Below are 12,899 nucleotides of genomic sequence, written 5' to 3'. Positions count from 1 at the left end.
TCAGGCCGCCTGGCGGGTTCCGCCCATCAGCATGGACAGGATCTGACCCAGGGCGCGCGGCAGGTCGGCTCGGGCCACGACCTGGTCGACCATGCCCTTCTCCTGCAGATATTCCGCGCGCTGGAAGCCCGGCGGCAGCTTCTCGCGGATGGTGGCCTCGATCACGCGCGGGCCGGCGAAGCCGATCAGGGCGCCCGGCTCGGCCAGGTGCACGTCGCCCAGCATGGCGTAGGAGGCCGTGACCCCGCCGGTCGTCGGGTCGGTCAGAACCACGGCGTAGGGCAGGCGGGCGGTCTTCAGTTCCTCGATGGCCAGGGTGGTGCGCGCCATCTGCATCAGCGACAGGGCGCCCTCTTGCATGCGCGCGCCGCCGGCGGCGGTGAAGCACACCAGCGGCGCCTTGCGCGACATGGCCTCGCGCGCGGCCTTGATGAAGGCCTCGCCCGCCGCCATGCCCAGCGAGCCGCCCATGAAGGTGAAGTCCTGCACGATCACGACCGCGTCCTGGCCGCCCACGGCGCCGACGCCGATGGCCATCGTGTCCTTGCGGCCCGCCGCCTTGCGCGCGGCGTTCAGACGGTCCTTGTACGGCTTGCCGTCCGAGAATTTCAGCGGGTCCTCGGGCACGTCCGGCGTGTCGATCGCCTCATAGCGGCCGTCGTCGAAGGTGAAGCGCAGCCGCGTGGGCGCGTCGATCCGCATATGCCGGCCCGACGGCGTCACCCACAGCGAGGCCTCCAGGTCCGAGCGATACAGCATCTCGCCCGTGTCCGGATCCTTGACCCACAGATTGTCCGGGGTCTCCCGGCGCGAGACGATCTTGCGGACGCCTGGCGCGAAGCGGCTCAGCCAGCCTCCGCGCTTTTCCTGTTGCGGCTTGTTCTTGTCGACCATGGCTGGCCCTTTAGACGGTTTCCGCGACGGACGCACTAGAGGCCGCGGACCGAACCGCGTCGCCCAGCGCCTTGACCTTGGCCAGAACGCGCGGCGCGACCGCTTCGTTCGCCTCCAGGGCCGCGGCGACCTCGTCCACCAGGGCCGAACCCACGACCACGGCGTCGGCGACGCGGGCGATCTCGGCGGCGCGTTCTGGCGTCTTGACGCCGAAGCCGACCGCGACGGGCAGGCCCGAGGCGCGCCTGACCCGCTCCACCGCCGGAGCGACGGCGGCCGCCTCGGCTTCCTTGACGCCGGTGACGCCCGCGACCGAGACATAATAGACGAAGCCCGACGTGCCCTGAGCGACGACCTTCAGGCGCGCGTCGTCAGACGTCGGCGTGGCCAGGCGGATCAGCGACAGGGACGCCTTGTCCAGCGCCTCGACCAGCGGCGCGGCCTCTTCGGGCGGGCAGTCCACCACGATCACGCCGTCGACGCCGCAGGCGGCCGCCCGCTGGGCGAAGGCGTCATAGCCCAGGTTCTCTATCGGGTTCAGATAACCCATCAGGATGACGGGGGTGTCGGCGTCGCCCTGGCGGAAGGCGCGCGCCAGTTCCAGCGTCGCGCCCAGGCCGAAGCCGGCCTTCAGACCGCGCAGCGCCGCCTTCTGGATCGGCGGCCCCTCGGCCATCGGATCGCTGAAGGGAAAGCCCAGTTCGATGATGTCGGCCCCGGCTGCGGGCAGGCCCTTCAGGATGTCCAGCGCCTGGTCGCCGTCGGGGTCGCCGCCCATCACATAGGCGACGAAGCCGGCGCGGCCTTCGGCCTTCAGGGCGTTGAAGCGGGCGTCGATGCGGGCGGTGGTCATTGCGGCTCGGAGGCTGGAGGCGTGGCGGAAGGCGCGGACGCGCAGACGTCGCCGGGCACGGCGGCGAAGGCCAGATAGCCGGGCTCGGTCCCGGTCGTCGGCTTGTCCTGGTCGTAGAAGGCCAGCATCTGCAGGCCGTCGCAGCCGCCGGCCTCTCGCCGCCGGATGAAGATCACCCGATTGTCGTCGCCGTCCGCCGGAAGCCAGCCCAGCGCCTGGAACCTGGCGAAATAGGCGTCGCCCAAGCCCCCGATCGCCGACAGGGGCGCCGTGACGCAGAAGGCGATGTTGGAAAGTTCCGGTCGCGGCCCGCAGTCCGGGGCGGCCGTCGCCCCCGGCAGGACGAGGTCGGCGGCCGTCGGCTGGGCTTCCGCTGGCGGGCTCTGCGTCGATTGGGCCAACGCCGCCGCCGGGGTCGGCGAGGCGGCGGAAAGGGTCAGAGCGGCCAGCGCCGCCAGGGTCTGGATCACAGTTCGACTCCCAGATGACGGGCGACCTGGAAGATGTCCTTGTCGCCCCGGCCGGACATCAGAAGCACGACGTCGCCGCCCTTGCCGACTTCGCGCGCGACCTCGCCCGTGCGCGCCAGGGCGTGGGCCGGCTCCAGCGCCGGGATGATCCCCTCCAGCTTGGAGCACAGCTGGAACGCCTCCAGCGCCTCGGCGTCGGTCGCCGAACGGTACTCGGCCCTGCCGATGTCGTGCAGCCAGGCGTGCTCGGGGCCGATGCCCGGATAGTCCAGGCCCGCCGAGATCGAATGCCCTTCGACGATGTTGCCGTCGTCGTCCTGAAGCAGATAGGTGCGGTTGCCGTGCAGCACGCCGGGCCGGCCGCCCTTCAGGCTGGCCGCGTGGTCGGGCGTGTCCAGGCCGTAGCCCGCCGCCTCGACCCCGACCAGGCGCACGCCCTCGTCGCCGATGAAGGGATGGAAGGCGCCGATGGCGTTCGATCCGCCGCCGATGCAGGCGACGACCGCCTCGGGCAACTTGCCCATCTGGGCCTGCGACTGGGTCTTGATCTCCTTGCCGATCACCGACTGAAAGTCGCGCACCATGGCCGGATAGGGCGCGGGGCCGGCCGCCGTGCCGATGATGTAATAGGTGTCGGCGACATTGGTCACCCAGTCGCGCATGGCCTCGTTCATCGCGTCCTTCAGGGTCGCGGCGCCGGCCGTGACGGGGAAGACCTCCGCGCCCAGCAGACGCATGCGGAAGACGTTGGGCTGCTGACGCTCCACGTCCACCGCGCCCATATAGACGGTGCAGGGCAGGCCGAAGCGGGCGGCCACCGTGGCGGACGCCACGCCGTGCTGGCCGGCGCCGGTCTCGGCGATGATCCGGGTCTTGCCCATGCGTCGGGCCAGCAGGATCTGGCCCATGCAGTTGTTGATCTTGTGCGCGCCCGTGTGGTTCAGGTCCTCGCGCTTCAGCCAGATGTTCGCGCCGCCGAAATGCTGGGTCAGGCGCTCGGCGAAATACAGCGGGCTCTCGCGGCCGACATAGTGGGTCAGAAAGCCGTCCAGCTCGGCCTGGAACGCCGGGTCCGCCTTGGCCGCGGCGTAGGCCGCGTCCAGTTCATGGATCAGCGGCATCAGGGTTTCGGCGACGAACCGGCCGCCGTAGGGGCCGAACCGCCCCTCCGCATCGGGCCAGGCGTAGGTGTTGGGCAGGATGGCGTTCACGGCTTCAGCTTTCACGCAGGGGACGAAATCCCGGGGAGGCGGCGTAATTACGTCCGGCGCGCGTTTTGGATGAAGGCCGCGATCCGGCCGGCGTCCTTAACACCCGGCGCGCTTTCCACGCCAGAGGACACATCCACCATCGGCGCGCCGGTGATCCTGAGCGCCTCGCCGACATTGTCAGGATTCAGCCCCCCCGCCAGGAACCACGGATGGCGAAACACCCGGTCGCCCAGCAGGGTCCAGTCGAAGCGGTGTCCGACGCCGCCCGGCAGCACGGCCCCCTCGGGCGGCTTGGCGTCGAACATCAGGTGATCGGCGTGATAATCCCATTCGTCGGCGGCGGCGAAGTCGTCTCCACGCCGGATCGGCAAGGCCTTGATCATCCCCGCGCCCGTCACGGCGCGCGCCCGCTCGGCGCGGACGGGCGTTTCGGCCCCGTGCAGCTGGATGAAATCCGGCTTCAGCGTCCGCGCGATCTCGTCAAGCAGGGCGTCCTCGGCGTCGACCGTCACCGCCACGATCTTCGCCCGCCCGCGCGCCCGCTCGAACAGCCTGGCGGCCCTGTCCGGCACGATGTGGCGCGGGCTTTGCGGAAACACCACCGCCCCGACGAAATCCGCCCCCGCATCCAGGGCGGCGTCCAGCGTTTCCGGCGTCGTCAGGCCGCAGATCTTGATCGCCGTCATACCGAAATCACCTCGACACCCGTCAGCCTGGCCGCCGTCGCAGTCTCATCGCCGAAAGCGTAAGCCACGACATGCTGGACATGGCCGTCAAGATAGCCGTCGGGCGTGCGAAATCCATCAGGGCCGATACAGGTCCGCGTCCGGATCGGTCTCGCCCCGCACCGCCCGTCCGACCACTTCGGAGGCGATCACCGAATAGGTGATGCCGTTGCCGCCGAACCCCATGACGGCGTGGACATGCTCCATGCCCTTCACCGGCCCGATCTGCGGCAGGCCGGTCTGGCTTTCGCCGAAGGCGCCCGCCCAGGCGTAATCGACTTCGAAGTCCACGTCGGGCAACAGCCGGCGCAGCTTGCGCGTGATCGTCTCGCACTTGCGTTTCAGCTTCGCCTTGTCCTGGTGCGCGGTCGCCGAGGGCTCGTCCTCGCCGCCGACGATCAGCCGCCCGTCGCGCCCCATGCGAAAATAGAGGTACGGATCGGACGCCTCCCAGACCAGGGTGTCGCGCAGCCAGGCCGGGCATCGCATCCGGGGCCTGGACGCCATCGCCCAGGTCGAGATCACCTTGGCGCCAGGCGTCGGCACGCCCTTGGGGAATTCGTAGCCGCAGCAGAAGACGACCGTCCTGGCCCGCACGGCGTGGCCCGCGTCGGTCAGCAGGGTGACGCCTTCGGGATCGCCGACCGCTTCCAGCACCTCGACCGGGGAATGGATCCTCGCGCCGTTTTCGCCTGCGCGCCGCAACAGCCCAGCCGCCAGCCGGGCCGGATCGCCGCTGGCGGATCCTTCCGAAAGGATGGCGCCGGTGCGCGCCATGTCGAAGCGGTCGCGCAACTCCGCCGGCGGGACGAAGCGGCTTTCCAGCCCGATCGCCGCCCGGGCTTCGGCCTCGGCCTCCAGCGCTCGTCGACCGTAGTCGTCGCCCGCCAGATAAAGCGTCCGCTTGGGCTTGAGTCCGCAGCGGATTCCTTCATCCGACACGATCCGCTCCAGCGCCTCGACCGCCGCCCGCGACCGGAGATAGGCCCGGCGCGCCTTCGCCGTGCCGATCCGTTCGGCAAGGGCGTTCAGCGGCAGGTCGATCTCCCACTGCAGCAGGGCGGTGGAGGCGATGGTGGAGCCCATCAGCGGCGGCCGCCGATCCAGCACGGCCACCGAATGATCGCGGGCCAGTTCGTGGGCCATGAAGGCGCCGCTGATCCCCGCGCCGACGATGGCGACATCGACCGCGATCGCCTGGGTCAGCGGGCGCGTCCTGACGCCCAGCCCCGGGCTGTCCGCCCAGAGCGAGCGCCCCGTTCGCAGATCCCTCTTGGTGGTGGCCCCGGCCATGATCGCTCCCCTCCAGCGGAGCCATAGATCATCAGGGAGCGGTCGGTTCCGTGAAGATCGAACCGATTTCTTCCGGCGTCAGCAGCCGCCACTGGCCGGGCGCCAGGTCGGGCGGCAGGGTCAGCCCGCCCATACGCTCGCGGTGCAGCGCCTCGACATGGTTGCCGACGGCCGCGAACATGCGCCGCACCTGGTGATAACGGCCCTCGGTCACGGTCAGCAGCGCCTCGGTCGGCGACACCACCTCCAGCGCGGCGGGGGCCAGGGGCTTGTCCTCGCCTTCCAGAACCAGCTCGCCCGAGGCGAACAGGGCGGCTTCCGTCCCGACCAGCGGTCGCGCCAGCGCGGCGCGATAGACCTTGGCCACATGACGGCGGGGCGAGATCACCCGGTGCAGCAGGTCGCCGTCGTCGGTCAGCAGCAAGAGCCCCGTGGTCTGCTTGTCCAGCCGTCCGATGGTCGAGATGGCCGGATCGCGCCTGCGCCACCGGTCGGGCAGGATGTCATAGACCAGCGCGCCCTCTTCCTTGTGCGAGCACGTCATGCCCAGCGGCTTGTTCAGCATCAGCACCAGGCCCGGAACGGGGTCCAGCGGCTCGCCGTCGATGTCCATCCGCGACGGCAGGTCGGGGGTGACCGCGATGCGTTTCGACACGTCCGTCAGGTCCGCGCCGTCCAGCACGACGCCGCCGGCCTTGGCCATGCGCGCCATCTCCGCGCGCGAGCCATAGCCCATCGAGCCGAGCAGGCGATCGACGCGAGAGGTCGGAATTTTTCTCATGCGCTATCGCCCTGCGGGCTGCTTGGGCGCGGTCACTTCACCGCCTCGAACAGCTTGTAGCCGCCGGCGTCCGCGACCAGCCGAACCCGCGTGAACGCCGCGTCAAGTTCGGCCTCATAGGGCAGGTGCCGGTTGGCGACGATCCAGGCCGTTCCGCCCTTCTTCAGCAGCTCCGCCGCCTTCCTGACAAAGGCCTGGCCCAGCCGACGGTCTTCGGCGCCCCCGTCGTGGAAGGGCGGATTGCTGACCACGAAATCCTTGTCGCCCCGCGCCTCCAGCGTGCGCGCGTCGGACCACCACACCTTGGCGCGGGCGTCCTCGATGTTGCGGCGGGCGGCCTGGATGGCGCGGCGGTCCAGATCCACCAGCTTCAGCTTCGTGACCTCGGGCGAGCGCAGCACCACCGTCGCCAGGGCGCCGTAGCCGCAGCCCAGGTCGACGCCTTCCCCCTTCATCGGCGGCAGGTGGTCGGCCAGCAGGGCGGTGCCCGGGTCGATCCGGTCCCAGGCGAACACGCCCGGCTGCGACCAGGCCTCCAGCCCCGGCACGATCTGCGGGCCGCCCGCCTGGATCGCCGCCTGGATCGCCGCGTCCAGTCCATCGGCCGTCCGGGGGCGGATGACGACGCAGCGCCGGTGGTGCGCCTTGGCCGTCTCGGCGACCTCGACCCCGAAGGCCTTCAGCTCCTTGCCCAGCCGCGAACCGCCCTTGTCCTTGGGGGCCATGACGTCCAGTCGCCCGCCGGCCTTGAGCGCTCGCAGCGCCAGCGCCAGGACGTAGCGTCGTTCCAGCACGCCCGGCGGCGCGTAGATCATCACGGCGTCCGCCGATCCGGGCGCCTGCGCCTCCAGGGCGGCCGACTCCGGGATCAGCGGCGAGGTCTGGGTCGCGTCGCCGGGCGGGTCGAACACCGCCGGCGGCCGGCCGTACAGCAGCACGGTCATCTCAGAATCCGGCCTGCAGCAGCGCCAGGCCCGCCACGCCGACCACGATCCGCCACCAGGCGAACGGGGCGAAGCCGCGTCGCGACACGAAGTCCAGCAGGAAGCGCACCACCGCCAGGGCCGAGACGAACGCCACCAGGAAGCCTACGACGATCAGGCCGATGTCGCTGAAATCCAGCACCGCCCGGTTCTTGAACAGGTCGTAGGCCACCGCCGCGCCCATGGTCGGCAGGGCCAGGAAGAAGCTGAACTCGGCCGCCGACCGCTTGTCGGTCTTCAGCAGCAGTCCGCCGGCGATGGTCGCGCCCGAGCGCGACACGCCGGGAATCATCGCCAGGCACTGGAACAGGCCGATCAGGAAATAGACCCGCATCGGATAGGCGCTGGCGTCCAGCCACCGGGGCCGCTTGTCCATCCGGTCCAGCGCCAAAAGGATCACCCCGCCGACGATCAGGGCGACGCAGATGACCTGGGGCGTCTCGAACAGCACCGTCTTGATGAAGTCATAGGCCAGAAAGCCGATCACCACCGCCGGGGCGAAGGCGACCAAAAGGCCGATCAGGAAGCGGCGGGCCTCGGGGTCGAACGGCCAGCGCGTCGCAAGCGTCCACAGCCGGCGGAAATAGACGCTGACGATGGCCAGCAGGGCGCCCAGCTGGATGACGATCTCGAAGGTCTTGCCGGCGCTCTCGAAGCCCATGAAATGGCCCAGCAGAAGCATGTGGCCGGTGGAGGACACCGGAATGAACTCGGTCAGTCCCTCGACCAGACCCAGAATGATCGCCGCAAGCCAGTCCGACATGAAGATCCCGCTGAAGACCGGGATCAGTTCGCGCCCGGTTCGGGCCCCACATAGCGCATGCGCGCCCGGATAGGCGAGCCGTCGATGACCTGGTCCAGCGCATGGGCGATCAGGCCGATCAGCCGACCCAGCATCAGAAGATCGCCCGCGCCCGTCGGTCCCAGCTCCAGGCGACGCGAGATCAGCGCCAGCGCCAGGCCGAAGTCCGCCTTGCGGCCGCTGGCCCTCTCGCCCTCGGTCCTTATCGCCGCCAGCTCGTCGCCCAGGTCCGCCGCCTTCAGCAGCGCCGCGGCGCGCGGATCGTCGGGCGTGACGTTCCAGCCGCCGAAGCCGGGAGGCGAGCCCCTGAGCGCGATCCACCGCCGCGCCGCCTCTTCGGGATCGCGCCGCGCTTCCCCGACATAGGCCACGACATCGTCGAGCGCGCCCAGGACCGAGCCTTCCAGCGTCGTCAGGCCCGCCAGGACGGCCCCGGCCAACGGGGCGCCGCCGGCCGCCGCGGTCCGGGTCGCCAGCACGGCGTCGCTCAGCCCCGCCTCGGCGCCCAGGATCAGGGCGCGGCGGAGCAGATGGCTGTCGCGCTCGGGCGCCTTCAGGCCCCGCGCCAGGCGCTGGTGGAAATAGAGGCGCGGCCCCGGGCCGGAGACGCTGTCGACCACTTCGTTCAGCAGCGCGCCGGCCTCGCGCTTGAGGCTGGGGACATCGTGGGCGCGCATGGACCGATCCTCGGTCAGGCGCCGCCCCAGCACCGCCAGGATGCGCCGGCGCGTGGCCCCGCCGACGATCGGATCGATGCGCGGCTTGAGCCCGGCGAAACAGTCGTCCGGCCGCGCGTCCCACAGCCGGCGCGCCACATCCTCCACCGTCGCCTGTTCGGCCAGCTGGATGGCGTCCAGGCCGCGATAGAACAGGCGCCCGCCCGCGAACAGCGAGACCGAGGAGGTCAGGTCCGCCTCGCCCCGCGCCGCGGCGCCCTGCGCCGGTCGGGCCGTCGCGGCGTCTTGCGTGTCCGCGCCGCACAACCGCGCCACGTCGGCGGCCGCGTAGAGGCTTCGCCTGGGATGCGCGGGGTCCGGCCGGGCGGCGATGCGGCCCCGGCTGACGTAGGCGTACAGCGTCTGCGCCTTGACGCCCAACCGTGTCAGGGCCTCGTGGCGGTCGATCCAGCGCCGATCCTCGTCCATGGCGTTCGCCCCCGTGATCGAATGACGGGAAACGACATAGCGGCGTTTTATGTCTTTAACCCTAACGCGCGCGCGGCGTCGGTTGGCTTTCGACGGCGATTGCGCGACAAGGTCGAGACCATGACGACGCCCGCCCCCCTCGACGACGCCCATCTCGCCACGCGGCGGATCACCCGGCTGTCCGTCGCCGTCGCGGTGGTGCTGATCGCGCTCAAGGCCTTCGCCCTGGGCGCCTCCGGTTCGGTCTCCATCCTGGCCAGCCTGGCCGATTCCGCCCTGGACCTGGCGGCGTCCCTGGCGACATTCTTCGCCGTGCGATGGGCCGCCGCCCCGCCGGATTCCGAACATCGCTACGGCCACGGCAAGGGCGAGGCCTTGGCCGCCCTGGTCCAGGCCGGGCTGGTGTTCGCCTCGGCCGTCTTCATCGGCTGGGAGGCGTTGCAGCGGGTGATGGACCCCCGTCCCGTCACCGCCGGCGCCTGGGCGACCGGCGTGGTCGTCGTCTCGATCCTGATCACCGCGGGCCTGGTGGCGATGCAGACGCGCGCGCTCAGGAAGACCGGCTCCCTGGCCGTCGCGGGCGACCGGGCGCACTACGCCGCCGATCTGGCCGCCAATGCGGTGGTGCTGGTGGGGGTGGTCTCGGGCGCCTTCCTGGGCGCGCCGGGGCTGGACGCCGCGGCCGGCCTGGTGGTCGCGGTCTGGCTGTTCTGGGGGGCGGTCGGAATGCTGCGCGCGGCGGCCGACCACCTGCTGGACCGGGCCACGCCCGCGGAGGACCTGGCCGCCATCACGCGCGCCGTGCTGGAGGACCCGCGCATCTCGGGGGTGCACCAGCTGCGCACCCGCATGGCGGGTCAGGTGATGATGATCCAGATGCACGTCGACCTGGATCCCGCCCTGACGCTGGAGGCCGCCCACGCCATCGTGGTCGAGGCCGAGACGCGGGTGCTCAGCCATTATCCGACAGCCGACATCCTGATCCACGCCGATCCGCGCGGCGTGGGCCAGGCCCACGGCGGCGTCCATGCCGAGGCGCCGGCCGAACACCGGGACGTGGCGCCGCCCGAGCCCGACGTCCCCGTCGAAGCGGTCCAGGCGCCCGCCGCGCCGAAGGGGCCGTGGTCCTGACGCGGTAAACGCGCGTTTAACGGGTGTCGGCGCATCTAGCGACGATGGCCCAGCCCTGCGTTCTCTATCATTTCGCCTTCCATCCCGCTTCGCGCGCCGCGCGCCTGGCGCTGGGAGAGGCGCGCATCGACTGGACCGACACCCCCGTCCGGCCCTGGGAGCCGGACTGTCCCCTGGGCGCGCTGAATCCGTCGGGCATGCCGCCGGTGATCCAGACCGCGGACCGGGGGCGCGACCTGACGCTGTGCGAACTGCCGGCGATCCTGGGCTGGATCGAGGACCAGCAGAAATCCCCCCTGCTGCTGTCCGCCGACGTCGCCGAACGGGCCGAGGCGCGCCGCCTGACGACCTGGTTCGAGAGCCGCTTCACCGACGAGGTCGACGCCGTCCTGCTGCACGAGCGGATGGAAAAGCCCCTGCTCAAGCTGGGCCCGCCGGAGGCCCGCGCCCTGCGCGCCGGGCGCGACGCCCTGAAAGGCCACCTGGCCCTGCTGGACGACATGGCCGGGGCGCGCGACTGGCTGGCCGGACGCCGGCTCAGCCAGGCCGATCTGATCGCGGCGGCCCACCTGTCCGTGCTGGACTATTTCGGCGAGGTGTCCTGGGGCGGCTGGCCCGCGCTGAGGACCTGGTACAGCAAGATCAAGTCGCGCCCCTGCTTCCGTCCCCTCCTGGCCGACCGCTTCATCGGCGTCGCCCCCGCTGCGACCTACGCCGACCTCGACTTCTGACCCCCGCTTAGGCCGCCCCCTTCAGGCAGCCCAGGCGTTCGGCCTGTCCGTCTCCACGCGGAAGCGGGCGACCAGGTCGGCCAGGCGGTCCGCCTCCTGGCTGAGGGCCTGGTTGGCGGCGGTGGTCTGTTCGACCATGGCCGCGTTCTGCTGGGTCGTCTGATCCATGTGGTTCACCGCCGTATTGATCTCGGCCAGGCCCACGGCCTGTTCGCGGGCGGAGGCGGCGATCTCGGCCGCAAGGCCGTTGATCTGGGCCACCTGGCCGATCAGGGCGGTCAGCGCGCCGCCCGTGCGCGCCACCAGGCGCGCGCCTTCGCCCACGCTGGCGCTGGAGGCGCCGATCAGGGTCTTGATCTCCCTGGCCGCCTCGGCCGAGCGCTGGGCCAGGGCCCGCACCTCGGACGCCACCACGGCGAAGCCGCGGCCGGCCTCGCCCGCGCGGGCCGCCTCTACCCCGGCGTTCAAGGCCAGCAGATTGGTCTGGAAGGCGATCTCGTCGATCACGCCGATGATCTCGCCGATGCGGCCCGAGGTGGTCTCGATCTCGCTCATGGCGGCCGTGGTCTCGGCGATGATCTGCTCTCGCGCCTCGGCGCCGGAGCGGGCCTCGGCGGTGATGGCGGCGGCCGACTGGGCGCCCTCGGCGGTCTTCTTCACCGTGACGGTGATCTGGTCCAGGGCGGCGGCGGTCTGTTCCAGGCTGGCGGCCTGGCGTTCGGTGCGGCGCGACAGGTCGTCGGTGGCGGTCGTGACCTCGGCGGTGCCCGCGCGCATGGCCTGGACCAGGTCCACGATGTCGCCCATCGTCTGGCCCAGGGCGTCCATCGCGGCGTTGTAGTCGTCCTTCAGCTGGCGGCTGCGCGCGACGAAGTCGACGCGGATGCGATGGGTCAGGTCGCCGCGCGCCAGACAGGCCAGGCCTTCGCCCAGCGCCGCCACCACGACGGCGTCCTCTTCGGCGATCCGGTGACGCTCCTGTTCGGCGGCGATGCGGTTGGCCTTGGCCGTCTCGCGCAGGGCCTCGGCCTCGGCCTCCATCTCCACGCGCTTGACGGCGGCGTCGCGGAACGAGGCCACGGCGCGGGCGATCTGCCCGATGTCGTCGCTGCGTCCGGCCCAGGGCACGCTGATCTCGAGCCGTCCCTGCTGCAGCGCCTCCATCCGTCGCCGCAACTCGCCCAACGGCGCAAACATCCGCCGCGAGAGATAGAGGCACGCGCCCAGCACGACCAGCGACACCACGGCCCCGACGCCGAACAGCGCCATCATCGTCTGGTTCACCGTGGCCATGAAGTCGGCCTCGGGGATGCCGACGTAAAGCACGCCGACGACGGCGCCCGAGGCGTCCTTGATCGGGTCGTAGGCGACGAAATAGGGCTTGCCCAGGATGTCCGCCCGGCCGCGATAGGCGCGGCCGTCGCGCAAGACGGCGTCGTACACGGGCCCGGGCTTGAGCTTGGTGCCCACGGCGCGCGAGCCGTCGTCCTTCTTGACGTTGGTGGTGATGCGGGTGTCGCCCTGGAAGACGGTGGCGGTGCCGCCCACCAGGGTCTTGATCCGGTCCACCGGCTCGACCAGGCCGTTCAGCGGCGTGGAGCCGACATAGAGCCGCCCGTCGCGGGCCGAGAACTCCGAGCCGTAGTCGCCCAGCACGTCCCAGGCCACGCGCATGTTGGCGTCCTGCCGCTCGGCGGCCATCAGCCGCGCGTCCCTGGCCATCATCCAGCCGGCGACGATCATCAGCGCCAGGGCCACGGTCCCGACCGACGCGACGACCATCAGCGCCGTCTTGTTGGCCAGGGAAAGAGATCGAAACATCATGCGCTGGCCCGGTCGGCGATTCGTCGCCCATCGTGCCCGCGAACGGTTAAGAAGCG

Annotated in this window: 13 protein-coding genes; 2 read left to right on the top strand and 11 right to left on the bottom strand. The window is 71.1% G+C overall.

The annotated features are described in order from the left end of the window. The 10 genes from M8231_RS00630 to M8231_RS00585 form a co-directional block, all read right to left on the bottom strand. Entirely contained in the window at positions 1-894 is an 894-nt protein-coding gene (locus M8231_RS00630; protein ID WP_250202024.1) for an acetyl-CoA carboxylase carboxyltransferase subunit beta, read from the bottom strand. 10 nt (positions 895-904) lie between these two features. Beyond that, positions 905-1,747 carry a tryptophan synthase subunit alpha gene (gene trpA, locus M8231_RS00625; protein WP_249751637.1) on the bottom strand — a complete coding sequence of 281 codons (843 nt, stop codon included), beginning with the start codon at positions 1,745-1,747 and terminating at the stop codon, positions 905-907. Next, entirely contained in the window at positions 1,744-2,217 is a 474-nt protein-coding gene (locus M8231_RS00620; RefSeq protein WP_249751638.1) for a hypothetical protein, read from the bottom strand. Before M8231_RS00620 ends, trpA begins: the two co-directional genes overlap by 4 nt. Then, positions 2,214-3,428 carry a tryptophan synthase subunit beta gene (trpB, locus tag M8231_RS00615; protein ID WP_249751885.1) on the bottom strand — a complete coding sequence of 405 codons (1,215 nt, stop codon included), beginning with the start codon at positions 3,426-3,428 and terminating at the stop codon, positions 2,214-2,216. The genes M8231_RS00620 and trpB overlap by 4 nt, the downstream gene beginning before the upstream one ends. Before the next feature lie 47 nt (positions 3,429-3,475). Then, positions 3,476-4,114 carry a phosphoribosylanthranilate isomerase gene (locus M8231_RS00610; RefSeq protein WP_250202023.1) on the bottom strand — a complete coding sequence of 213 codons (639 nt, stop codon included), beginning with the start codon at positions 4,112-4,114 and terminating at the stop codon, positions 3,476-3,478. Between the two features lie 117 nt (positions 4,115-4,231). Continuing rightward, on the bottom strand, positions 4,232-5,446 hold the full coding sequence (locus M8231_RS00605) for an NAD(P)/FAD-dependent oxidoreductase (RefSeq protein WP_250202022.1): 1,215 nt from the start codon (positions 5,444-5,446) through the stop codon (positions 4,232-4,234). 31 nt (positions 5,447-5,477) lie between these two features. Beyond that, the gene (locus M8231_RS00600; protein ID WP_249751641.1) at positions 5,478-6,227 is read right to left on the bottom strand and encodes a 16S rRNA pseudouridine(516) synthase; all 750 of its coding nucleotides are present in this window, start codon (positions 6,225-6,227) and stop codon (positions 5,478-5,480) included. Positions 6,228-6,259: 32 nt separating this feature from the next. After that, complete coding sequence (locus tag M8231_RS00595; protein ID WP_249751642.1) at positions 6,260-7,171, bottom strand: class I SAM-dependent methyltransferase; 912 nt, start codon at positions 7,169-7,171, stop codon at positions 6,260-6,262. 1 nt (position 7,172) lies between these two features. Further along, positions 7,173-7,973, bottom strand: a complete 801-nt coding sequence (locus M8231_RS00590) for an undecaprenyl-diphosphate phosphatase (RefSeq protein ID WP_249751643.1) — start codon at positions 7,971-7,973, stop codon at positions 7,173-7,175. A gap of 23 nt (positions 7,974-7,996) precedes the next feature. Further along, positions 7,997-9,157, bottom strand: coding sequence for a citrate/2-methylcitrate synthase (locus M8231_RS00585; protein WP_249751644.1), 1,161 nt, complete (start codon positions 9,155-9,157; stop codon positions 7,997-7,999). A gap of 120 nt (positions 9,158-9,277) precedes the next feature. On the opposite strand from M8231_RS00585, the gene M8231_RS00580 reads away from it, so the two are divergent. Both M8231_RS00580 and fzlA read left to right on the top strand, forming a co-directional pair. Beyond that, entirely contained in the window at positions 9,278-10,288 is a 1,011-nt protein-coding gene (locus M8231_RS00580; protein ID WP_250202021.1) for a cation diffusion facilitator family transporter, read from the top strand. 44 nt (positions 10,289-10,332) lie between these two features. Then, the gene (gene fzlA / locus M8231_RS00575) at positions 10,333-11,019 is read left to right on the top strand and encodes an FtsZ-binding protein FzlA (RefSeq protein ID WP_250202020.1); all 687 of its coding nucleotides are present in this window, start codon (positions 10,333-10,335) and stop codon (positions 11,017-11,019) included. A gap of 21 nt (positions 11,020-11,040) precedes the next feature. Here the strand turns inward: fzlA and M8231_RS00570 are convergent, their stop codons facing one another. Continuing rightward, complete coding sequence (locus tag M8231_RS00570; RefSeq protein WP_250202019.1) at positions 11,041-12,843, bottom strand: methyl-accepting chemotaxis protein; 1,803 nt, start codon at positions 12,841-12,843, stop codon at positions 11,041-11,043. Positions 12,844-12,899: the final 56 nt, after the last annotated feature.

Origin of the sequence: Brevundimonas albigilva, from assembly GCF_023573565.1 — a bacterium.
In the GTDB taxonomy this organism is placed as follows: domain Bacteria; phylum Pseudomonadota; class Alphaproteobacteria; order Caulobacterales; family Caulobacteraceae; genus Brevundimonas; species Brevundimonas albigilva.
This window is presented reverse-complemented; position numbering and strand designations above follow the sequence as displayed.